The 20,810-nt window shown below is 70.6% G+C and carries 17 protein-coding genes; 7 read left to right on the top strand and 10 right to left on the bottom strand.

The window, feature by feature from the left end:
* Positions 1-13 precede the first annotated feature (13 nt).
* The gene (locus ACIBEA_RS11870; RefSeq protein ID WP_399259690.1) at positions 14-1,171 is read left to right on the top strand and encodes a cystathionine gamma-synthase; all 1,158 of its coding nucleotides are present in this window, start codon (positions 14-16) and stop codon (positions 1,169-1,171) included.
* Between the two features lie 115 nt (positions 1,172-1,286).
* Here ACIBEA_RS11870 and ACIBEA_RS11875 read toward each other — a convergent pair whose 3' ends face one another.
* The 3 genes from ACIBEA_RS11875 to ACIBEA_RS11885 are packed head-to-tail and all read right to left on the bottom strand — an operon-like array spanning position 1,287 to position 2,603.
* Complete coding sequence (locus ACIBEA_RS11875) at positions 1,287-1,538, bottom strand: hypothetical protein (RefSeq protein WP_399259691.1); 252 nt, start codon at positions 1,536-1,538, stop codon at positions 1,287-1,289.
* Positions 1,538-2,047 (bottom strand): sigma factor-like helix-turn-helix DNA-binding protein, encoded by a 510-nt coding sequence (locus tag ACIBEA_RS11880; RefSeq protein WP_399259692.1) that lies wholly within the window; start codon positions 2,045-2,047, stop codon positions 1,538-1,540. The genes ACIBEA_RS11875 and ACIBEA_RS11880 overlap by 1 nt, the downstream gene beginning before the upstream one ends.
* A 34-nt stretch (positions 2,048-2,081) precedes the next feature.
* Positions 2,082-2,603 carry a MarR family winged helix-turn-helix transcriptional regulator gene (locus tag ACIBEA_RS11885; protein ID WP_399259693.1) on the bottom strand — a complete coding sequence of 174 codons (522 nt, stop codon included), beginning with the start codon at positions 2,601-2,603 and terminating at the stop codon, positions 2,082-2,084.
* A 236-nt stretch (positions 2,604-2,839) separates the two neighbouring features.
* Here ACIBEA_RS11885 and ilvA point away from each other — a divergent pair, with 236 nt between their 5' ends.
* The 3 genes from ilvA to ACIBEA_RS11900 all read left to right on the top strand — a co-directional run bounded on the left by ilvA (position 2,840) and on the right by ACIBEA_RS11900 (position 6,140).
* The gene (gene ilvA, locus ACIBEA_RS11890; RefSeq protein WP_399259694.1) at positions 2,840-4,072 is read left to right on the top strand and encodes a threonine ammonia-lyase; all 1,233 of its coding nucleotides are present in this window, start codon (positions 2,840-2,842) and stop codon (positions 4,070-4,072) included.
* A 173-nt stretch (positions 4,073-4,245) separates the two neighbouring features.
* Positions 4,246-5,286, top strand: coding sequence for an ATP-binding cassette domain-containing protein (locus tag ACIBEA_RS11895; protein WP_399259695.1), 1,041 nt, complete (start codon positions 4,246-4,248; stop codon positions 5,284-5,286).
* A 2-nt stretch (positions 5,287-5,288) separates the two neighbouring features.
* Positions 5,289-6,140, top strand: a complete 852-nt coding sequence (locus tag ACIBEA_RS11900; protein ID WP_399260133.1) for an ABC transporter permease — start codon at positions 5,289-5,291, stop codon at positions 6,138-6,140.
* An 88-nt stretch (positions 6,141-6,228) separates the two neighbouring features.
* On the opposite strand, the gene greA is transcribed toward ACIBEA_RS11900, so the two are convergent.
* Positions 6,229-6,726, bottom strand: coding sequence for a transcription elongation factor GreA (gene greA / locus ACIBEA_RS11905; RefSeq protein WP_399259696.1), 498 nt, complete (start codon positions 6,724-6,726; stop codon positions 6,229-6,231).
* Positions 6,727-6,961: 235 nt separating this feature from the next.
* Positions 6,962-7,378: a DUF4307 domain-containing protein gene (locus ACIBEA_RS11910; protein WP_399259697.1), complete on the bottom strand. Its 417-nt coding sequence runs from the start codon at positions 7,376-7,378 to the stop codon at positions 6,962-6,964.
* A 248-nt stretch (positions 7,379-7,626) separates the two neighbouring features.
* Here ACIBEA_RS11910 and mca point away from each other — a divergent pair, with 248 nt between their 5' ends.
* Complete coding sequence (mca, locus tag ACIBEA_RS11915) at positions 7,627-8,508, top strand: mycothiol conjugate amidase Mca (RefSeq protein ID WP_385785334.1); 882 nt, start codon at positions 7,627-7,629, stop codon at positions 8,506-8,508.
* 2 nt (positions 8,509-8,510) lie between these two features.
* A complete protein-coding gene (locus ACIBEA_RS11920) occupies positions 8,511-8,750 on the top strand; it encodes a hypothetical protein (RefSeq protein WP_399259698.1) in 240 nt (79 codons plus the stop codon).
* An 84-nt stretch (positions 8,751-8,834) separates the two neighbouring features.
* On the opposite strand, the gene ACIBEA_RS11925 is transcribed toward ACIBEA_RS11920, so the two are convergent.
* Positions 8,835-12,023, bottom strand: a complete 3,189-nt coding sequence (locus ACIBEA_RS11925) for a tetratricopeptide repeat protein (RefSeq protein WP_399259699.1) — start codon at positions 12,021-12,023, stop codon at positions 8,835-8,837.
* A 154-nt stretch (positions 12,024-12,177) separates the two neighbouring features.
* On the opposite strand from ACIBEA_RS11925, the gene ACIBEA_RS11930 reads away from it, so the two are divergent.
* Positions 12,178-12,993 carry a DUF4344 domain-containing metallopeptidase gene (locus tag ACIBEA_RS11930; protein ID WP_399259700.1) on the top strand — a complete coding sequence of 272 codons (816 nt, stop codon included), beginning with the start codon at positions 12,178-12,180 and terminating at the stop codon, positions 12,991-12,993.
* Here the strand turns inward: ACIBEA_RS11930 and ACIBEA_RS11935 are convergent.
* From ACIBEA_RS11935 to ACIBEA_RS11950, 4 genes are read right to left on the bottom strand one after another with little or no spacing between them, the layout of a single operon-like run.
* Entirely contained in the window at positions 12,981-14,081 is a 1,101-nt protein-coding gene (locus ACIBEA_RS11935; RefSeq protein ID WP_399259701.1) for a hypothetical protein, read from the bottom strand. The genes ACIBEA_RS11930 and ACIBEA_RS11935 overlap by 13 nt on opposite strands.
* Positions 14,078-15,991, bottom strand: coding sequence for a DrmB family protein (gene drmB, locus ACIBEA_RS11940; protein WP_399259702.1), 1,914 nt, complete (start codon positions 15,989-15,991; stop codon positions 14,078-14,080). The genes ACIBEA_RS11935 and drmB overlap by 4 nt, the downstream gene beginning before the upstream one ends.
* Positions 15,964-19,122 (bottom strand): helicase-related protein, encoded by a 3,159-nt coding sequence (locus ACIBEA_RS11945; protein WP_399259703.1) that lies wholly within the window; start codon positions 19,120-19,122, stop codon positions 15,964-15,966. The genes drmB and ACIBEA_RS11945 overlap by 28 nt, the downstream gene beginning before the upstream one ends.
* A gap of 1 nt (position 19,123) precedes the next feature.
* Positions 19,124-20,737: an NERD domain-containing protein gene (locus ACIBEA_RS11950; protein ID WP_399259704.1), complete on the bottom strand. Its 1,614-nt coding sequence runs from the start codon at positions 20,735-20,737 to the stop codon at positions 19,124-19,126.
* Positions 20,738-20,810 lie beyond the last annotated feature (73 nt).

Here is a 20,810-nt window from a genome sequence, read left to right on the forward strand (position 1 = left end):
TTAGGCTCTGCTCATGAGCGACGACAGCCACGAGCACCAGAGCTTCGAAACCCGCGCCATCCACGCGGGGAACAAGGCGGACCCCCTGACCGGCGCGGTCGTGCCCCCGATCTACCAGGTCTCCACGTACAAGCAGGACGGCGTCGGCGGCCTGCGCGGCGGCTACGAGTACAGCCGCAGCGCGAACCCGACGCGTACCGCCCTGGAGGAGAACCTGGCGGCACTGGAAGGCGGCCGCCGCGGCCTGGCCTTCGCCTCGGGCCTGGCGGCCGAGGACTGCCTGCTGCGCACGCTGCTCTCCCCGGGCGACCACGTGGTCATCCCGAACGACGCGTACGGCGGCACCTTCCGGCTCTTCGCCAAGGTCATCTCCCGCTGGGGCGTCGACTGGTCGGTGGCCGACACCTCCGACGCGGCGGCGGTCCAGGCGGCCATCACCCCGAAGACCAAGGTCATTTGGGTCGAGACCCCCTCCAACCCGCTCCTCGGCATCACGGACATCGCCGTGATCGCCGACATCGCGCGGACGGCGGGCGCCAAGCTCGTCGTGGACAACACCTTCGCCTCCCCCTACCTCCAGCAGCCGCTGGCGCTCGGCGCGGACGTGGTCCTGCACTCCCTCACCAAGTACATGGGCGGCCACTCGGACGTCGTCGGCGGTGCGCTGATCACGGCCGACGCGGCCCTCGGCGAGGAACTGGCCTACCACCAGAACGCGATGGGCGCGGTGGCCGGTCCGTTCGACTCCTGGATCGTGCTGCGCGGCATCAAGACGCTGGCCGTCCGCATGGACCGGCACTCGGAGAACGCCACGCGCGTCGCCGACATGCTGACCCGCCACGCGAAGGTCTCCCGCGTCCTGTACCCGGGCCTGCCGGACCACCCGGGCCACGAGATCGCCGCGAAGCAGATGAAGTCCTTCGGCGGCATGATCTCCTTCCAGGTCGTCGGCGGCGAGGAGGCGGCGGTCGAGGTCTGCAACCGCGCCAAGCTCTTCACCCTGGGCGAGTCCCTGGGCGGCGTCGAGTCCCTGATCGAGCACCCGGGCCGGATGACCCACGCCTCGGTGGTGGGCTCGGCCCTGGAGGTCCCGGGCGACCTGGTCCGGCTGTCGGTGGGCATCGAGGCCGCCGACGACCTGATCGCGGACCTGACCCAGGCGCTCGGCTAGACACCGGTCGGGACACCGACCGGACGCGCGCCGGTACACCGGCCGGACGCGCGCCGGTACACCGGCCGGACGCCGACCGGGACACCGGTCGGCAGGTGCACCACGACGGACGTGGCTACCAGCCCCGCAGGGGCGGGGCCACGTCCGTCGGCGGTATCTCCCACGGGTGCGCGAGCGAGGCCCACACCGCGAAGGCGACCACCAGCGCGAACACCACCGCCCACCCCACCCGGCGCAGCGTCCGGCGCCGCCGCAGCAGCCGCGTGCCGCGCGCGGCGGCGACGGCCGCGAGGTCCACCGGCACCACCGGGTGCGGGCCCTCCAGCAGCCGCCGGACCTCGGCCTCCTTGCGATCGGGCGCGCCCATCACGCGACCCGACCGGGCGGGGGCGGGCCCGCCGCCGCGGCCGCCCGCAGTGCGGTCATCGCACGGTGGCACACCGCCCGCACCCGGTCCGCGGGGATCCCGAGCAGCGCGGCCGTCTGTTCCTCGGCCACGCCCTCGTACACCCGCAGGACCACGACGAGACGTTCCTGCGGACTGAGCCGGGCGAGCACCCCCGCGTCCGGCCGCGGGCGCCCGTGATGGCGCCAGGCGGAGCGGGCGAAGGCGGCGCACAGTTCGGCGCGGGTGGCGGCGTAGGGGTCGTCCCCGCGCAGCCGCCGCCAGTCCGCGAACGTACGCGCCAGCGCGCCCGACAGCAGCCGCCGGGCCAGCGGCGCCGCGCCCTCCGGCTCGGCGGTCAGCAGGACGGCGACGTGCAGGAGCCGGCCCGCCGCACCCGCGACGAAGGCCTCGAACTCCGGATGGGAGCGCGTGCGGGAGGTGGGGAGTCCGGCGAACTCCGACCGCCCGTACGTCGATTGGTGGTCCACAACCCACATAGTGCGGGCAGTCGGGCCACCCCGGTCAAGAGGTCGGACCGCCCTCGGCGACCGCCGCCATGAGTTCCGACAGCGAGAGGTTGAAACGGGTGAGGAGCGAGGTGAACGCCTCGCGCTCCTGCGGCGACCAGCCCTCCGTGACCCGGGACATCAGCTCGCGCCGCGAGGAGCGGACCTCCTCCAGCCGCGCCAGCCCGCGCGGGGACAGCGCGAGGACCACCGCGCGCCCGTCCTCCGGGTGCGAGGTGCGCTTGACCAGGCCCGTGTCGACCAGCGGCGCGACCTGGCGGGTCACGGTGGAGGAGTCGATGCCCATGCCGCCCGCGAGCGCCTTGACCCCCATCGGGCCTTCCAGGTCGAGGCGGTTCAGCAGCAGGTACGCGGCGCGGTCCATCGAGTTGCGGGCCTGGCCGACCCCGCCGAGGCGGGTCTGCTCCGCCCGCCGGGCGAAGACCGCCACCTGATGCTGGAGCGCGTCCAGGAGACCCGCCCCGGCGGGCGCGTCCGGCGCCGCCGGGAGGTCGGAATTGGCCGGAGTGGAAGGCATGGCCGTGGGCTCTCTTCGCATGGGGCCGACAAGGATGGGGGACAGAGTACGCGGCTGCGCTGCGGCTCGTACGCCTCGTGCGAGAACTGGTACGGCGGGCCGGAGACGGGGACGGGACGCCTTCCGTACCGGTCTCGGATGGCGAGATTTCGCCCCCGTCCCGGATCCGGGGCGGGTGGCGTCCGCCCCGCGGACGGCCCGCGCCGGGCTCCCGCACAACTGCGAGACTTGGAGCCATGAACTACCGCGTGCCGGAGCCCGTCCCCCAGGTCATCCTCGACGACGTCCGGGGGGCCCAGAAGATGCTGTCCGGCGTCTCGCGGGTGACCGCCATGGAAGGCAGTCGGTACCTCACCTCGCTGGTCGGGGCCCCGGTCCACTTCAAGTGCGAGAACCTCCAGCGCACCGGCTCCTTCAAGCTGCGCGGGGCCTACGTCCGGATCTCCGGCCTGCGCCCCGAACAGCGCGCCGCCGGCGTCGTGGCGGCCAGCGCCGGCAACCACGCGCAGGGCGTCGCCCTCGCCTCCACGCTGCTCGGCGTCCGCTCCACCGTGTTCATGCCGGTCGGCGCCCCGCTGCCCAAGATCGCCGCGACCCGCGAGTACGGCGCCGAGGTGCGCATGTACGGGCAGGTCGTCGACGAGACCCTCGCGGCCGCCCAGGACTACGCGGACCGCACCGGCGCCGTCTTCATCCACCCCTTCGACCACCGCGACGTCATCGCGGGCCAGGGCACGGTGGGCCTGGAGATCCTGGAGCAGTGCCCCGAGGTCCGCACGATCGTCGTCGGCATCGGCGGCGGCGGCCTGGCCGCGGGCATCGCGGTCGCCGTCAAGGCGCTGCGCCCCGACGTGCGGGTCATCGGCGTCCAGGCGGCGGGCGCGGCCGCCTATCCGCCCTCGCTCAAGGTCGGCCACCCGGTCTCCATCGACGCCCCCAACACGATGGCCGACGGCATCAAGGTCGGGCGCCCGGGCGACGTCCCCTTCAAAATCATCGGCGAACTCCTCGACGACGTGCGTACGGTGTCGGAGGACGCGCTCTCCAGCGCGCTGCTGCTCTGTATGGAGCGGGCCAAGCTCGTGGTGGAGCCGGCGGGTTGCAGTCCGGTCGCCGCCCTGATGAGCGAGCCCGAGCGGTACGGCGACGGCCCGGTGGTCGCGGTGCTGTCCGGCGGCAACGTCGACCCGCTGCTGCTCCAAAGGATCCTGCGGCACGGCATGGCGGCCGCGGGACGGTACCTGTCGCTGCGGCTGCGCGTGACGGACCGGCCGGGGGCGCTGGCCGGTCTGCTGGGGGTGTTGTCAGTGGTGGATGCGAACGTGTTGGACGTGAGCCACGTACGGACCGATCCGCGACTCGGGCTCACGGAGGTGGAGGTGGAGCTGCACCTGGAGACCAAGGGGCCGGAGCACTGCGCGGAGGTGGCGCGGTCGCTGCACAGCGCGGGGTACAAGGTCATGGGCTGAGGGGCGATCCGCCGATCCGTTCGCGCATTCGATCGTTCCCTACAGCTGCGCATCGCGATATGACGCGATAGCGTGTGTCCGGTCTCCGCGGGGTCACCCGTTCGGCCGGGCGAGGTCGGCCTGGCAACCATAAGATTTGCGTAGGAAACATCCTTTTTGCTAGGAGAATCCATATGCCAGGCGCCATCTACGCCGAAGGTCTGGTCAAGACCTTCGGCGACGTACGGGCTCTGGACGGGGTGGACCTCGATGTCCCCGAAGGCACCGTCCTGGGTCTGCTCGGCCCCAACGGGGCGGGCAAGACCACCACCGTGCGCGTCCTGACCACCCTGCTCCAGCCCGACAGCGGCAAGGCCGTCGTCGCCGGCATCGACGTCCTCAAGCACCCCAACGAGGTGCGCCGCGCGATCGGCCTGTCCGGTCAGTTCGCCGCGGTCGACGAGTACCTCACCGGCCGCGAGAACCTCCAGATGGTCGGCCAGCTCTACCAGATGAGCGGCAAGGCGGCGAAGGCGCGGGCCGCCGAACTGCTCGAACGCTTCAACCTCGGCGACGCCGCGGACCGCACCGCCAAGACCTACTCCGGTGGCATGCGCCGGCGCCTCGACCTCGCGGCCGCCCTGGTCGTCAGCCCGCCCGTGATGTTCATGGACGAGCCGACCACCGGCCTGGACCCGCGCAACCGCCAGCAGCTGTGGGGGATCATCCAGGAGCTCGTGGCGGGCGGCACCACCCTGCTGCTCACCACCCAGTACCTCGAAGAGGCCGACCACCTCGCCCACGACATCTGCGTGGTCGACCACGGTCGGGTCATCGCCCGCGGCACCTCCGACCAGCTCAAGGCGCAGACCGGCGGCGAGCGCGTCGAGGTGGTCGTGCACGAACGCGAGCACATCGCCACCGCCCGCGAGGTCCTCGCCGCCTTCGGCAAGGGCGAGACGACCGTCGAGGAGCACACCCGCAAGCTCACCGTGCCCGTCACGGGCGGCGCCAAGCTGCTCGCCGAGGTCATCCGCGAACTGGACGGCCGCGGCATCGAGATCGACGACATCGGCCTGCGCCGCCCGACCCTCGACGACGTCTTCATCTCCCTGACCGGCCACGCCGCCGAACTGGCGGAGGAGGACGACGGGGAGGACCCCGGCGCCACCAAGGGCGGCCGGGGCAACAGGAGCGGCAAGGCCGCCAAGGCGCAGAAGGAGGAGGCCAAGTGAGCATCACCTCCCGCACGCCGGAGCTGGCCGCGCCGCGCCCCCGCGGTGGCATCGCCCAGTCGGTCAACGACTCGTTGGTGATCGCCAAGCGCAATCTGATCCGGATGTCCAGGATTCCCGAAATGATCATCTTCGGGGTGATCCAGCCGGTCATGTTCGTGGTGCTGTTCAGCTACGTCTTCGGCGGCTCCATCAGTGTCGGCGGCAACACCTCGCCCGCCGCCTACCGCGAGTTCCTGATGGCCGGCATCTTCGCCCAGACCGTCACCTTCGCCACCGCCGGCGCCGGCGCGGGCATCGCGGACGACATGCACAAGGGCCTCATCGACCGCTTCCGCTCGCTGCCCATGGCGCGCGGCGCGGTGCTCACCGGGCGCACCCTGGCCGACCTGGTCCAGACGGCGCTCACCATCGTGGTGCTGGCGATCGTGGCGGTGATCGTCGGCTGGCGCACCCACGAGAACCTGGGCAAGGTGCTGGCGGGCTTCGCCCTGCTGCTCCTGCTCGGCTACGCCTTCTCCTGGATCGGGGCGCTCATCGGGCTCTCGGTGCGGACCCCGGAGGCGGCCACCTCGGGCGGGCTGATCTGGCTCTTCCCGCTGACCTTCATCTCCAACGCGTTCGTCCCCTCCGACAACATGCCGACCTTCCTGCGGCACATCGCCGAGTGGAACCCCTTCAGCGCGACCGTCCAGGCCGCCCGCACGCTCTTCGGGAACCTGCCGCCCGGCTACCCGGTCCCGGACGCCTGGCCGATGCAGCACCCGGTCTGGGCTTCGATCATCTGGTCCGTCGTGATCATCGTGGTCTTCCGGACCCTGGCGGTCCGCAAGTACCGCTCGGCGACCGCGTAGGGGGCACCACGTAGCGCTCGGCGCATGCGAAAGGGCCCCCGCCGGAGCGTGTCCGGCGGGGGCCCTTCGGCGTGCGCGACCCGGCGGGTCAGCCGTTGAACGGCGTCACGGCCAGGATCTTGACCAGGGCCTTCTTGCCGTTCGGCAGCTCGTACTGGGCGTCCTCGCCGATCGCCTTGCCCATCACGCCCGAGCCCAGCGGGGACTGCGGCGAGTAGGTCTCGAAGTCCGAGGAGGCGTACTCGCGGGAGGCCAGCAGGAACTCCAGCGTGTCGTCCGGGTCGCCGTCGAAGGCGATCGTCACGAGGGTGCCGGGCGCGACCACGCCGTCGGACGCGGGCGCGGTGCCGACCTTGGCCTTCTCCAGGAGCTGAGTGAGCTGGCGGACGCGCAGTTCCATCTTGCCCTGCTCCTCCTTGGCCGCGTGGTAACCGCCGTTCTCGCGCAGATCGCCCTCTTCGCGGGCGGCTGCGATCTTGACCGCGATCTCCGTGCGTGCGGGACCAGAGAGGTAGTCCAGCTCGGCCTTCAGCTGGTCGTACGCCGCCTGGGTCAGCCAGGTGACGTTCTCGCTCGTCTGGGTCACAGGTGCTCCTCGTCGGTACAGGGGAACTAGGGAACTAGGGGGACAACAAAGTCGCCGGCAATGGGCGAAACCACGAGCCTAACAATTCGGGAAGAAAAGAGGGAGGACACCAACGGTGTGAAGTGCGTCAGGGCCCAGGTGGCACGGCCCTGCGGCCACATCATGATCACCCGTACGGCGGCCCGCGCGACGGCCGTACGACGGCCCGTGCGGCCCGTACGCGTCCCGTGCGTCCCTAGTGCTCGTCGTCCCCGGCCGGCTGGCAGCCGATCAGCTCGATCATCGTGGCGCGGCCCGTGGTCTTCAGCGTGAGCATCTCGTCGACCCGGCCCGACGCCTGGTCGAAGGTGTAGTCCGCGCGGCCGACCTCACCGTGCTCCTTGTCCTGCGAGCTGAGCGTGCAGACCCCGGTGACGGAGGCGTCCTTGCGGACCTCCAGGTGCACCTGCACCTCGGAGTCCGAGACCACCTGGAACTTGATGATCTCCCCGCTGACGCTCTGCCCGCCGACGTAGTCCCAGCCGATCCAGCCGACCACGCCCAGCAGCACCGCCCCGAGCACCCCGCCCACGATCTTGAGCTTGCGGTCGGTCCGCTCGTCCGCCGACCGGCCGTACCGGCCCTCGGGCAGTCCCTCGCGCACCGCGCTCATGATCGTTCCTCTCGCAAGGGCCGGACCCTTCCGGTCCGCGAGCCACCCGACCCCTGGAGGATCCCACGCCGCTCGGCGCACGGCGGAATCGGGCCCCCCGTCGGCACAGGGCGGGGCGCGGGCGGACGGTCCGCCCGGCGGCGGGCACGCACTACCGTTGTCGCCAGGAATACCCCTCGGAAGTAGCTTGCTGAGGGGGACGAGGAGCCGATACCGACGGCCACGCCCGACCCAAAGAGGATCCTGTCTTGACCGAGCAGCTTCGACTGATGGCCGTCCACGCACACCCCGACGACGAGTCGAGCAAGGGCGCGGCCACCATGGCCAAGTACGTGTCCGAAGGGGTGCCCGTACTGGTCGTGACCTGCACCGGGGGCGAGCGCGGCTCGGTCCTGAACCCCAAGCTCCAGGGCGACAAGTACATCGAGGAGCACATCCACGAGGTGCGCGCCAAGGAGATGGACGAGGCCCGCGAGATCCTCGGCGTCGAGCAGGAATGGCTCGGCTACGTGGACTCCGGCCTGCCCGAGGGCGACCCGCTGCCGCCGCTGCCCGAGGGCTGCTTCGCGCTCGCGGACGTAGACGAGGCCGCCGGCGAGCTGGTGAAGAAGATCCGCGGTTTCCGGCCGCAGGTCATCACCACCTACGACGAGAACGGCGGCTACCCGCACCCCGACCACATCATGACCCACCAGATCTCCATGGTGGCGTTCGAGGGCGCGGCCGACACCGAGAAGTACCCGGAGGACGAGTTCGGGCCGGCGTACCAGCCGCTCAAGCTCTACTACAACCAGGGCTTCAACAAGCCGCGCACCGTCGCCCTGCACGAGGCACTCCTCGCGCGCGGCATGGAGTCCCCCTACGGGGAGTGGCTGGAGCGCTGGAAGGAATTCGAGCGCACCGAGCGGACGCTGACCACGCACGTGCCGTGCGCGGAGTTCTTCGAGATCCGCGACAAGGCCCTGATCGCGCACGCCACGCAGATCGACCCGGACGGCGGCTGGTTCCGCGTGCCCATGGACGTCCAGAAGGAGGTCTGGCCCACGGAGGAGTACGAGCTGGCGAAGTCACTCGTCGACACTTCCCTCCCCGAGTCCGACCTCTTCGCGGGCATCCGGGAGAATGCGTAGCTATGAGCGCTACGCAGGCAGCACTGACCCAGCTCCTCCCGCTGGCGGGTGACACCTTCGACAAGAACAAGGTGACCCCCGGCCTCCTCGGCTTCATCGTGTTCGCGGCCCTCGCCGTCGGCGTGTGGTTCCTGATGAAGTCGATGAACCGCCACATGGGGCGGGTCAGCTTCGAAGAGGCCCCCGACCCCGCCACGGCCGGTCCCGCCACCACGGCGACCGAGGCCCCGCGGGCCTCCTAGGCGTCCGCGGAGCCCGCACCACCGCCCAGCAGGATCCAGGGCCGGTGGTGCGGGTTCCGCATGCCCCGCACCACATGGGCGGCCCTACGCCGACGGCGCCGGGACCGCGACGCCCATGATCTCCCGCGAGTGCCGGTCCGGGACCATCGACAGCCGCCAGGCCTGCCAGCCCTCCGCCGGGTCCACCCCGCGCGCCAGGATCAGCCCGTACGGCTCCAGGCAGTCCTCCAGCTTCCCGTCCCGCGCCGGGTGCGGCTCCGCCGCCAGGGCGGCCAGCTCCGCGCGGGCCGCCGCCAGGCCCTCCGGGCCCGGGGTCGCGTACGCCAGCATCGTGCACCGCAGGAAGCGCGCCCAGTCCCCGCCGCGCAGGTCCCCGTAGGAGGCGAACAGCCGTCCCGCCTCCTCGCACAGCTCGACCGCCTGGGCGAGGCGCCCGTTGCCCGCGTCCACCACGGCCAGCTCCAGGCAGGTCCAGCCCTCCCCGTGGGCCAGCCCGATCCGGCGGAAGTCCGCCCGGGCGTCCACCAGCAGCTGCCGGGCGAAGCCGGAATTGCGCAGGTTGCCGGTCTGCGCCGCGCGCTGGTCCCGGGTCACCCGCCCCGAATGGTGGCGCGCGCACGCCAGCCCGTACACGTCCCGCATCCGCGAGAACATCGTCCGGGCCCGCTCCAGCTCGCGCACCGCCGGATCCCGCTCCCCGCTCTCCTCCAGCGCCTGCCCCAGGTAGTACAGCGTCCACGCCTCGCCGCGCGCGTCCTCCGCCTCCCGGTGCCGGGCCAGTGCCTCGCGCAGCTGCCCGACCGCCGTCGCCGGATCGCCGTCCACCACCCGGGCCCGCCCGAGCTGGGTCAGCGCCCACGCCTCGCCGCGGCCGTCGTGCGTGCGCCCGTACAGCTCCAGCGCGAGCCGCAGCTCCGCCTCCGCGCGCGGCACGTCGTCCATCCGCAGGCACACCTGCCCCAGCTGGAAGTGCGCCCACGCCTCGCCGTGCACGCTCTCGTTCTCCCGGTGCAGCACGAGCGAGCGCTCCAGCAGCGCCAGCGCCTCGGCCAGGTGCGCCCGGTCCCGCTCCACCGCGGCCAGCGCGTGCAGCGCCCACGCGCGGTCGCCCGCCAGCTCCGGCGGCTCCTGGAGCGCGATCGCCTGCCGGATCCGCGCCGCGGCCTCCGGGAGGTTCCCCTGGTGGTGCAGGGTGATCCCCAGCGAGACCAGCGCCATCGCCGCGCCCGCCTCCTGGTGCGCCTCCATGTACTGGTCCACCACCGACGTCAGCGTCGTGCGCGCCTTGTCCAGCTCACCGAGCTGGCGGGCCGCGATGCCCGTGCGCCACTGCACCGAGCGCACCAGCCGGCCCTGGTTCACCGCCTGCGCCAGTTCGTTGATCTCGCCGAGGCGGTAGAGGTCCCCGCGCAGCAGGCAGAAGTCGCACAGCGCCCCCAGCAGGTCCAGCACCGCCTGCTGGTCCACGCCCTCCGACTGCCGCAGCGCCGAGGTGATGAAGCTCGACTCCTCCTCCAGCCAGTTCAGCGCCGCGTCCAGGGAGGCGAAGCCGTGCCCGTCGAAGTGGTTCGCCCGGGTCGAGGTCTTCCCGTCGACCATCCGGATCACCGAGTCCGCCAGCTGCGCGTAGTTCCGGATCAGCCGCTCGTGCGCCGCCGTCGCCGAAGCCCGCTCCTCGTCCGCCGCCAGCCGCGCCGCCGCGAAGGCACGCACCGCGTCGTGCATCCGGTACCGCTCCCCGCGCACGTGGTCCAGCAGTCCCGCCTTCGCCAGCTCCCGCAGCAGCCGCCCCGCCTCCGCCCGGTCGGCCCCGATCAGCGCCGCGGCCGCGGCGGCCCCCAGCGAGGCCCGCCCGGCCAGCGCGAGCCGCCGCAGCAGCCGCCGCCGGTCCTCGGGCAGTCGTACGTACGCCAGCTCCAGCGACCGGTCCAGCAGCCCCCCTTCGCCGGCCCGCACGCCGCCCAGCGGGGCCAGTACGCGCAGCGCCAGCGGCAGCCCCGCCCCCAACCCCAGCAGCCCCGCCGTCACCTCGTCCGCGTGCGGGCCGACGCCGGCCGCCTCCGCGCCCGCCCGCACCACCTCCGCGGACTCCGCCGCGCCGAGGCGCTCCACCGCCAGGTGGTGCACCCACGCCGGCGTGTCCGCGGGCAGCTCCAGCGCCTCCCGCGCGGTCACCAGGACCAGGCTGTCCGAACGCTCCGGCACCAGCGTGCGCACCTGCGCCGCGTCCGCCGCGTCGTCCAGCACCACCGTCACCGGCATGCCCTGGAGGTGCTGGTGGTACAACTCCGTCAGCCTGCGCACCTGTTGGTCCGCCGAGGAGCGCTCCCGGAAGAGCAGCTGCTCGCGCGGCGCGCCCAACCGGTTCAGCAGGTGCAGCAGCGCCTCCCGGGTCGGCAGCGCCGCCTCACCGCTGCCACTTCCGCTGCCGCCGCTCCCGCTCAGCGCCACCACACAGGCGCCCCGGTACTGGTCCCGCAGCTGGTGCGCCGCCCGCACCGCGAGCGCGGTGCGCCCCACGCCCGGCTCGCCGTGCAGTACGACGACCACCGGGCGGGTCTGCGTACTGGCCCGCGCCGCCTGCACCCACTGCGCGATCTGTCCGATCTCCGCGCGTCGACCCGTGAACGGACCGACCGGGTCCGGCAGTTGTCCGAAGGACTGCTCCAGCACCCGGCGTTGGCGCGCCTCGGCGCTGCGGTCCGACCCGCGCAACTGCGGCGCCCGGGCCGGCCGTTGTGCCCGTGCGGCCGTCGTGACCTGCCGCTGCTGCGCCAGGAAGGGCCGGATGCCCCGTACTTCCAGCGCCGACAACCACTGGAGCTTCAGCTGCTCGGGGCCGCCCGGCTGGCCCAGCGCGCCGGCCCGGCGGCTCGCCGCGGGCAGGTGGGTGCCGGTCACCTTCGCGACGGTCGCGAGGGCGCCCGCGACCAGCGCGGCGGCCCCCGTGGCCGCCGCCGTCGCCGGAGCCGCGTCGAGCGCCACGTCCATCCCGAAGGCGGCGACCGCCGCCACCGCGCAGGCCAGTACCGCCGTCGAGGCGCTCTGCCGCCGGAACGCCTCGCGCAGCGAATGGTCCCCGGCGGCGGCCTCGTCCAGGGCGCTCACGTACGCCGCGTACTCCTCGGCGGCGCTGGCGGCCAGCGCGTCGAGGGCCTCCCGCCCCCGCGCGAGCAGCGCGGCCTTGTCCCCGGCCGTCCCGGACCGCGACGACTCCTCGTCGACGGCCCGTTCCAGCAGACGCTCGGCCTCATTGCGATGGCTGACCCGCATCCGCATCCTCCTCCGAAGAGCCCGGCACGAGCCCCAAGTGTCCTTCGCGGTGGGCCCGAGCGCGAGAGAATCTGAGCGAGTTCAGAGCTACTGGCCGCTCTTCGCCACCGAATTGACGACACGTCGACTCCCTCGATGACCGAGAATCACGCGCATGGAACGACGCGTGAGGACGGCGACGGGGACGGCGACCGCGGTCGCGGTCGCGGCGATCATGCTGACCGGTTGCACCGCCCCGTCCCCCGGCGCACCCCCCGACCCGCCCGCCCGCACCGGCTTCACCGTCCGCTACGAACCCGCGGCCGCGGCCGACCGCACGGAGGCGGCCCGACTGCGCGCCGGGCGCGGGGCCGAGGACGCGGCCGAACAGCTGAACGCGTTCCTCGACCTGCCCCACGAGGTGGTCGTCGTCGCCACGTCCTGCGCGGGCGAGGGCTCCGGCTACGCGCCGGGGACCCGCCGCATCGAGCTGTGCTACGACGACGCCGTCGAGGACCGGGCCCTTTTCGAACGGGCCGGCGACCGCCCGGCCGACGAGGCGGTCTCCGCGGTTTGGACCGAAACCCTCTTCCACGAGGCGGGCCACGCCCTCGTGGACCTCCTGGACCTACCGGCCGAGGGCAGGGCCGAGGAGGACGCGGCGGACCGCTTCGCCGCCCTGATGCTCCTGCGCCAGGGCCCGCCGGGTGAGCGCGCGCTGCGGCTGGCCGCCCGGGAGTACGCCCTCGCCGCGGCCTCCGGCACCGGCCCGCACGCCGAGGACCAGGACGAACACGCCCCCGACGCGCTCCGCGAGGCCACCCACCTGTGCCACCTCTACGGCGCCGCCCCCACCCGCCACCCGGACCTGGCCCCCCGCTTCCCCCACTGCGAAGCCACCTGGACCACCACCCGCAACGCTTGGCTGAAAGACCTGAGCCCCGTACTCCGCCGCTGCCCCGGGCCACGGCGGCGTCGTCAGGCCCGGTGACGGGCCAGCAGGGACTCCGGAACGGTCGACAGGATCGCCGGCTCCTGCGGGCTCCGATGGGCCAGGTGGAGATCCTCGCGAGCGCGGGTGCAGAGCACCAGGAGGCGCAGGCGGGCATCCAGACCGGTCGGGTCATCGGTATAGGAGTCCAGATCCGGCACGAAGACGCTGTCGAACTCGAGCCCCTTCATGCTGGCCGTGGTCACGATCCTGATGGGACGCGTCGAGAAGTCGATCGCCCGCCTGTGACGGTCGTCGTGCACGTAGGCCTGGGTCTGGGCTGCCAGTCCCACGCCGGTGAGCCGGCTCTGGATGTCCCGTACGAGGAAGGTCGATCGGCAGATGATTCCGATGGTCCGGTCCCGATGGGCATTGAAGTACTGGGACATCCCGGTGACGAGATGTGCGAGGGAGGGAATCCTCAGGACGACCGGAGTCCGGCCGATTCGTGTCGGCAAGGGGATCTCCGTGCGGGCATCGACGCGGAACTCGGCCGCCAGCATCGCGATCTCCCGACTGTTCCTACGGTTCTCCGGCAGGACGAGAGGGGCGTCCGGTGAGTCGAGCGTCCGTCGTATCTCCGACAGCGTGCTCTGTTCGTCACCGATGCGTTCGTACTCGTCCGCGAACACCGTGACGTCGACGCCCAGGACTCGGCACAACCGGTAGAACCCGAGCGGGAGGTTCTGCCCCTCGTCGATCACCAGATGCGTGGTCGTCCGCACGTTCCGGAGGATGCACTGGCGCTGCATCCCGACCCAGTCGTGGCTCCGATCGTCCTCCTCGGCCACCGGAGGATCGGTCCCGAAACGTGCGCGCCAGAAGCCTCCGATCCAACCTCTGCAGGTGGTGACGACCACGGCTCCGGTGAGGCTCGGGGCCAGCTGTGAGAGATGCTGGTGCAACAGGTTGAAGCGCGTGATGAGGACGACGTCACGCCCGGCGGTCGCCAGAGCCCAGGCGCGATAGACGGCTGCCACGGTCTTGCCCCCGCCGGGCGGTCCCGTGATGACGTGCCGTCCGTCGAATGGCAGTTCGACGACGTTCTGCTGCTCGGTCCCCAGCTCCAGGAGGGAGGGGATCCTCACGAAAGGCCCACGGTCTCGACCGACTCCTCCTGCGCGGCGCGGAGGGCTTCCTGGAAGAAGCCCGGGACCTTGCCGTCGCCGATCAGCAATGTCCTGTCCAGGATGGAATTGTCGATCTCGCAACAGGTCTCGGGGAGCAGGGTGCATGCATGGCAGGCGGCACGGTTCAGATTCGCCAGCGAACGCCCGGTCGAATCCGCGCACAACGGGTCCTGGGAACACCATTGGGCCGATTCGAGCAGGCGGATCAAGGTCTCGGCGAGGTACGGGGGACGGCCCTGACGGACGAGACCCCCCAGAGTCCCCTCGGCGTCCCCGGCAGCCGTATAGACGAACACACCCGCTTGCGGCGGATGCCCACTGCCCGCTGAATGGCTCCTGGCATAGACACGTTCCCGGAGCGAGGCGGCGTTGTACCCGCTGTCGTAGGAGAGCTGCCGGATGAAGTGGTGGGCCAGGGTGTGCAGCATCACGAATCGTGGGAGGAGCACCGGGCCCGATTTGGCTCTCAACCGGTCGACCTTGAAGGAGGCGTCCAGATCGTGTTCGATCCGGCGCGTCCACTCACGGACCGACGGAAGGCTTTCCCAGGCCCTCAGGCGGTCCTCGTCCACGGCGATGAAGATCCCCTCGCCGTAGGTCTCCACCGCGGGCAGCCACTTGGCCCGGCGAGCCGTGTTGACCGATACCAGTCGGCCGCCCTCGCCGTCCTCGTCCGGCGTGGGTTCGTAGCGGGAGAACCCCTCCAGCACGCGGACTTCGCGTACCCGCTCGGCCACGACCACGTCAGAGATGGCGGAGTCCAGTTCCCGCATCGAGCGAGGAGCTGTGTGGTCGATCCCGAGAACGGTCCGCCGTACGGAGAACGTCTTCGAACCCGCTACCGACTCCGGGACGGAGAGCGCTGCCCACTCGGCGATGCTCAGGTCGTCGGCGGGGTCGAACAAGGACGTCGAGGTGGCCTGCTCGGCCGTGCGGCGGCAGATCGACCGCACGAGCTCCGGGTCGACCTCGCACTGCGCAGCGATGAGTTCCGTGAACCGGTCGGCGAACGGGCCGTCAGGGGCGCTGACGAGATCCGGCCAGAACTTGTTGTCGACGACCGCCTGCACGCTTTCGTCGTCCTCCGGGAGATCCGCAGGTGCAGGGATGTCGATCGCCGAGTGCGTGACCGGGAAGTAGACATTGGAGGCGCCGCGCTGCACCACCTGTGGAGTCTCCTCGCAGGCGTCCGCTTCGTCCCCGTCGTGCCAGGGGTGGGTGCCGGGACACCTCCTCTGCAACTGCTTGAGGACGTTCTTCCGACCGATCCCGGCCAGACTGCGGCCGGCCTGACAGACGACGCAGGTGACCTGCAGTGCTTCGAGACCGGAGGACTCGGGGCTGGCGACGAACCGGAGCCGACGCACCTGGCATTGGCGCTGGGCATGGCTCTCGCTCTGTGAATGTGCCCATCGACGCCAGTCGATGTCGGCCATGTGACCCGCGCGGCAGATCTGGATGAAACGCATCGGGGCCGTCTGCGGCTTGCCGACGCACTTCCCGCACACGGGATGCTTGCCCTTCTCCTCGCGTACCGCCTGCCAGAGCTCCATGTTTCTGCACTGGGGGCAGAACAGCCACTTGGGGAAGCGCACGTACGAAGGACCGCTGCGGGAGGCGTAGGCGGCCTTTCCGGAGGGGATGACAGGGGCGGAGCGGAAGTCCTCGACCCGCAGTTTCGCAGCGAGTCGCGGTGACTCGACCCGTTCGGCATTTTTGGACCAGCTGCGGATGTCGGCGGCCACGAACGATTCGCCACGGAGGTCGATGATCCCACCGACGCCGAAGGGGACGATGGTCTGCGTCCTGCGGACCTTACGACGAACATCCTTCATGCTGTTCACGCTCCCCTGACGACGATGAGGCATTCACGGTCGACATTGCGCATCGATTGCGGCGTCGGCCACAGACCTTCCTGCTTGCCGAAATCGGTGAGGAGCGCGCTCTGTGTCCTCCCCTGCGACTTGTAGTAGAGGCGTCCGCCCTCTCCCCGTGCGACCGTCGCCTCCTCTGTCCATTCCGCGATCAGGGCATCCAGGTCCCTGGCCGTCGCCTCGACCTCGTCGGGATCGGCACGTCGCACGTGATCCATCACGAGTCTCCGGACCCGTGTGACGGCGTCCGGGTGGTCGAGAATCTCGCCTGCCCGGTTCTCCGCGTGGAGTCCGGCCCCGTGTCGCATGAGAATGGCGAGCACCGCGTGGAGGGCCCGGCCGCGGGAGGGCAGGGACCACGGCGTCACGCTCGTGGGCTCGACATGCCGATAGAGCGAACGATGGTAGACACCGAAGGATTCGTAGTGGGAACGGTCGCGCGGTTTGCTCGAGCGAAACAGGGTGACGATCAGCCCTGGCACGTCGCGTCGGCCGACACGGCTGGTGGCCTGGATGTACTCCGATGTGGTCTTGGGCTGGCCGTTCATGATCATGAGGCCGAGGCGTGGGACGTCCACGCCCACGGAGAGCATGTTGGTCGTGGCGAGGAAGGAGACACTGCCCGGGTCCTTGAACCTCTTCCCCAGGCGTTCGAGGAGACGTGGTTGGTCGGCTCGCGGGACGTTGCTGGTGAGCTCGACCACAGAGCCGTCGCCCAGCTCGCGGCGGCGGGAATCGTCCTTCGTCAGGTGTTCCAGGCGCGCGGGGATGTCGTCCCTTGCGATCGTGACGGTCCGACCGAGCTCCCGCAGGCTGTTGTGGTAGGCCACCATGGTCCAGTACGCGTCGCGCAGGACGTCGTCGGCACCGAGTTCCATCGGCGCCTGCAGCCCTGCGGCACCCACATGGACGGTCGCCGTCGAGGCCGTGTGTCCCTGCGCCATGACACCGACGTACAGACGTCCGGGCTTCTCTTGGTCGGGTGAGGCGAAGTACGAATGCCCCGCCTTGAGCCCTGCCGGGGGAAAGAGATGCACAGGGCGACCGTAGAGGCCCCGGATCTGGTCCTCCGAACGTCGGATGGTCGCTGTCGAGGCGATGACCTTCGGTGGGACGCCGCTCCAGCCGCACAGTTCGAGGACGGCCGACTCGTAGAGGCCCACGGTCGTACCCAGGGGACCGGAGAGCAGATGCAATTCGTCCTGGATCACCAGCGAGGGTGCGCGCCTGCCGTGTGCACCGAAGAGGCGCCCCGCCTCGGGTTCCCACGCCAGCCGTGCGAACTTGTCGACCGTGCCGAGCACGAAGGTCGGAGGGTTCTTGTAGATCTCCTGGTCCACGACGGCCACCGGAAGTCGTTCGTGGAAGGCGCAGGTGTTGCGCGGACAGAAGAACGAGGTGTCGACCCCGTCGGCCCGGATGCCGAAATCACGCTCCTGCCCGCCCCGTTCCGGGACGATCTCGGTCCCGCACCAGGGGCACCTCTCCAGCAGGAAACGATCATCGGGCTCGTTCATCTGCTTCAGTGCGTCGAGTTCCACCTCCGCGACGGCGGTCCTGTTCGGAGTCGTCTCCTGGCCGACCCAGAGCCCGATCGAGATGGGTTCGTCGCCCAGATCCGAAGCCGGCGGACCGTCCTTCCCGGACCTGATGTATTCGAGGGCGCAGATCGCCGTGGCGGTGCGCTGGAACTGCTGGGTGGTCAGCAGGCTCAGGGTGTAGCGGCTGAGTACGGCTGTTCCGCCGCCCTGTGCGTCGAAGCGGAGCCGGCGCAGGAGGATCTCGAAGCAGGCGGTGAGCAGGTACGCCTCGGTCTTGCCACCACCGGTCGGAAACCAGATGAGGTCGACCGTGCGCCGGTCCTCGTGCCCGGGGTTCATCAGACTCTCGACGACGAGCAGGAAGTAGGCGAGCTGGAAGGGATGCCATGCGTAGTGGTCGGGCGGTTCGGTGAACTCGACCAGCTCGCTGTTCCGACGGCGCCGGCTCCCCGCCAGTTCGGGGATGCTGTGCAACATCTGGAGAGCCATCGCCCGGTTCGCCAGGCGGAATGCCTCGCGCGCCTTTTCCGCGACCGGCGTCGACGCGGTCAGTGCCTCCACACCGGAGGTCATGCGGTCGAGCGTGGCATCGATCCTGTCGAGGAGGCGCCCGGCGGGCGCGGTGGCCCATGGCCGCAGGGAGTCCGCCTCCGACTGCTGGGTCTCGAACCACTTGCGGTATCCGAGGACGAAGGAGTGCAGACCGGATCGGAGGTCGTCCAGTGCGAGCTCCGGCCGCGACAGGTGGGCGAGGTTGAGCACCGGGAGGTCGCGGGGTCCGTCGGGCCTGATGTGTTCGACCACCTGCTGTGGCATGACCTGGGCCCGCACGGTGGTCACCGGGTCGGAGCCTTCGTCCCATTCGACGGCACACCCGTGCCCGACAGCCCTGTTGACGATGTGTCGGTACTGGACGCGGAGCTCCTGCTCCTCCTCGTCACGGCTGTTCAGACGAGTGCTCGGGTATTCGAGGACGGTGCCGTCCTCGGTCGTCGCCCGGAGCTCCACCTGGAAGAGCATCAGGTCCCGGTCCTTGTGCGGACTCTCCTCCTCGCGATGCTCGTTGGCCAGCACGCAGGTGACGAGATGGCCGTTGCCGAATACTCGCCACCGGACGTGGAGGCGACCGTGCCCGTCCAGACAGGAAATCGGTGTCGACATCCCGATGTCGACGGTCTTCGTCGTGGAGAGACGTGGTTGCCTCTGCCAGCTCCGGCGTCCGCCTTCGCGGAGCGTCAGGTAGCGGGAGGCCCCGCAGGAGACCTCGATCCGGCGGGCATCGGTGAAGAAGGAAAAGCCGAGGGAGGAGGGGAGCCAGGCATTCGCCTCGGCCACGGGATCCTCGGCGAAGCCGTCCTCCTCACCGCTGCTGGCCGCTGCCTCGCCGAATTCCTCCTCGCCCTCCTCCTCCATGTGCTCCAGCATGGAGGTCCCGCGCGGATACAACGTGCCCATGAGGTAGCGCCGGTCGGGCGGGTCGACGAGGGTCTCCTCGTCGTCCGGTCGGGGGCCGACAAGTTGTCGGTGCAGGTAGCCCACGTATTCGTCGCGATGGGTGGCGAGTCGCGCTGCGACGGCAGCCATTTCAGGCCCCCTGCTTCTGGTGCACCGCGTCCGCGGCCAGGGTCTTCAGCTTCTTCCGGACGTCCGGGCCGCACGAGACCCAGAGCTGGGCGCGCGCCCTGGTCCAGGCGACGTAGATCGCATCGAGCCGGCCTTCCAGGTGCTCCGGTCCGAGATCGATCAGGCAGAGGACGTTGCTCTCATGGCCCTTGAAATCGGCGATGGACGACCAGGTGAGCCGCTGCCTGGCGCGTGCTGAGCCGACGACATCGGTGAAGCGCTGGATCTTGGCGGCGCGTCGTGACAGACGCGCGGAGCTCGTCTCCCAGTCGCCGGACGCGGACAGCAGCGTGATGTCCCTCAGTGAGACGTCCTGTTGCACGAGTTCGTCCACATAGGCGTCCAGCAGTTCGGCCTCGTCCGAGGCGCCCTGCGGATAGACGAACCGGGCCGGTTCCCCCTCGCCGGCAGAGGCGGTGCCCAGGTCGGCACCGGTGAAGAGCTGGACCTGCCTGACGATCTGCACGGTGTTGCGGCAGTTGCGCTTCATGGGTCCGTACACGAAGCCCAGCGGGCGCAGGTACTCCCAGGCCTCCGAGCTGAAGGCGTCCGGCGCCAGCACCTGGTTGTTCTGATCCAGCATGAAGATCCAGCGGCCGTGCTCGAGGCCGCCGGAGACCAGTTTCTCCAGGACGTCGAGAGTGTCGTAGGTCATCAGATCCTGGGCCTCGTCCACGATCAGGTGGTCGAAGGAACGGAGCGCGACCTCGTTCAGCCGTCCGAAGGGAAGGACCGTGATCGCATCTTCCGTGAGGACGCCGGCCATGTGTCTGGCCAGGGTGTCGCTCGCGCAGGTGAACAACACACTGCCGACGGCGGACTTGCGGCGGGCCGCTTCGGCGGCGAGGAACGTCTTTCCCGTACCGGCGCCCCCGGTCCAGATGAGGCGTGGGTTGGATTCCAACTCGTCCAACCGGTCCATCTGTTCGTTCGTGAGACGCTCGAACGCGACGTCCAGATCAGTCAGTCGTGACTGCAGATTGGGTACGAGGTCGAAGTCCGGGCGGATCGCGTCGAGCATCCTTCGACGGACATCCCCCGGGATGGGCGTACGTGCCCCCTTGTTGCGGCCCAGCCAGAAGCGGGTGGCCCGTTCGATTCCCTGCGCGAGACCACGGCCGCCGTCGTAGGCAGTGCCTCCCAGGTACTGCTCGGCCTCGAACTCTGTGGTGACGTCGAGGTCGACGTCCGTGGTGATCACGAGGTATCCGCTGGGGACGCCCAGCGCCCTGAGGTCTCCGACGAGGGTGCCGAGCTTTCGTTCGAACGCGTGCATGCCACCGCTGGCCTGGGTGAAGGGACTCTCCCTGGGCCCGTCCTCGCGACCGGCCGGTCCGTAGTACCACTTCCCGTCCTCCTGGACGACCCGGCCGCCCTTGACCTCGATGAAGAGGAGGATGCCGGGAGTGATGACGACGAAGTCGATCTCGCCCACACGCTTCGTGCCATGGCGGCCGAGATGGACCGAGTGCAGCGCGACGCCCTGTCGGTCGGGTAACGACTTGAGCGCTGTGAACACACTGCGTTCGGCCCGACTCCTCGTGCTGCTCGAGATCTCGCTCGGGATGATCCGCATCAACTCTCCCCCACCGTCACGCCAAGATATCTTCAACATACCGAGTCCCAGGGCGCGGGTGCGTGGCTCCTGG

Origin of the sequence: Streptomyces sp. NPDC051555 (assembly GCF_044454405.1) — a bacterium.
GTDB lineage: Bacteria > Actinomycetota > Actinomycetes > Streptomycetales > Streptomycetaceae > Streptomyces.

Coding starts and splice junctions, on each gene's coding strand:
- ACIBEA_RS11870 (WP_399259690.1), top strand. CDS start 14: ATGAGCGACGACAGCCACGAGCACCAGAGCTTCGAAACCCGCGCCATC.
- ACIBEA_RS11875 (WP_399259691.1), bottom strand. CDS start 1,538: ATGGGCGCGCCCGATCGCAAGGAGGCCGAGGTCCGGCGGCTGCTGGAG.
- ACIBEA_RS11885 (WP_399259693.1), bottom strand. CDS start 2,603: ATGCCTTCCACTCCGGCCAATTCCGACCTCCCGGCGGCGCCGGACGCG.
- ilvA (WP_399259694.1), top strand. CDS start 2,840: ATGAACTACCGCGTGCCGGAGCCCGTCCCCCAGGTCATCCTCGACGAC.
- ACIBEA_RS11895 (WP_399259695.1), top strand. CDS start 4,246: ATGCCAGGCGCCATCTACGCCGAAGGTCTGGTCAAGACCTTCGGCGAC.
- ACIBEA_RS11910 (WP_399259697.1), bottom strand. CDS start 7,378: ATGAGCGCGGTGCGCGAGGGACTGCCCGAGGGCCGGTACGGCCGGTCG.
- ACIBEA_RS11920 (WP_399259698.1), top strand. CDS start 8,511: ATGAGCGCTACGCAGGCAGCACTGACCCAGCTCCTCCCGCTGGCGGGT.
- ACIBEA_RS11925 (WP_399259699.1), bottom strand. CDS start 12,023: ATGCGGGTCAGCCATCGCAATGAGGCCGAGCGTCTGCTGGAACGGGCC.
- ACIBEA_RS11930 (WP_399259700.1), top strand. CDS start 12,178: ATGGAACGACGCGTGAGGACGGCGACGGGGACGGCGACCGCGGTCGCG.
- drmB (WP_399259702.1), bottom strand. CDS start 15,991: ATGCCTCATCGTCGTCAGGGGAGCGTGAACAGCATGAAGGATGTTCGT.
- ACIBEA_RS11945 (WP_399259703.1), bottom strand. CDS start 19,122: ATGGCTGCCGTCGCAGCGCGACTCGCCACCCATCGCGACGAATACGTG.
- ACIBEA_RS11950 (WP_399259704.1), bottom strand. CDS start 20,737: ATGCGGATCATCCCGAGCGAGATCTCGAGCAGCACGAGGAGTCGGGCC.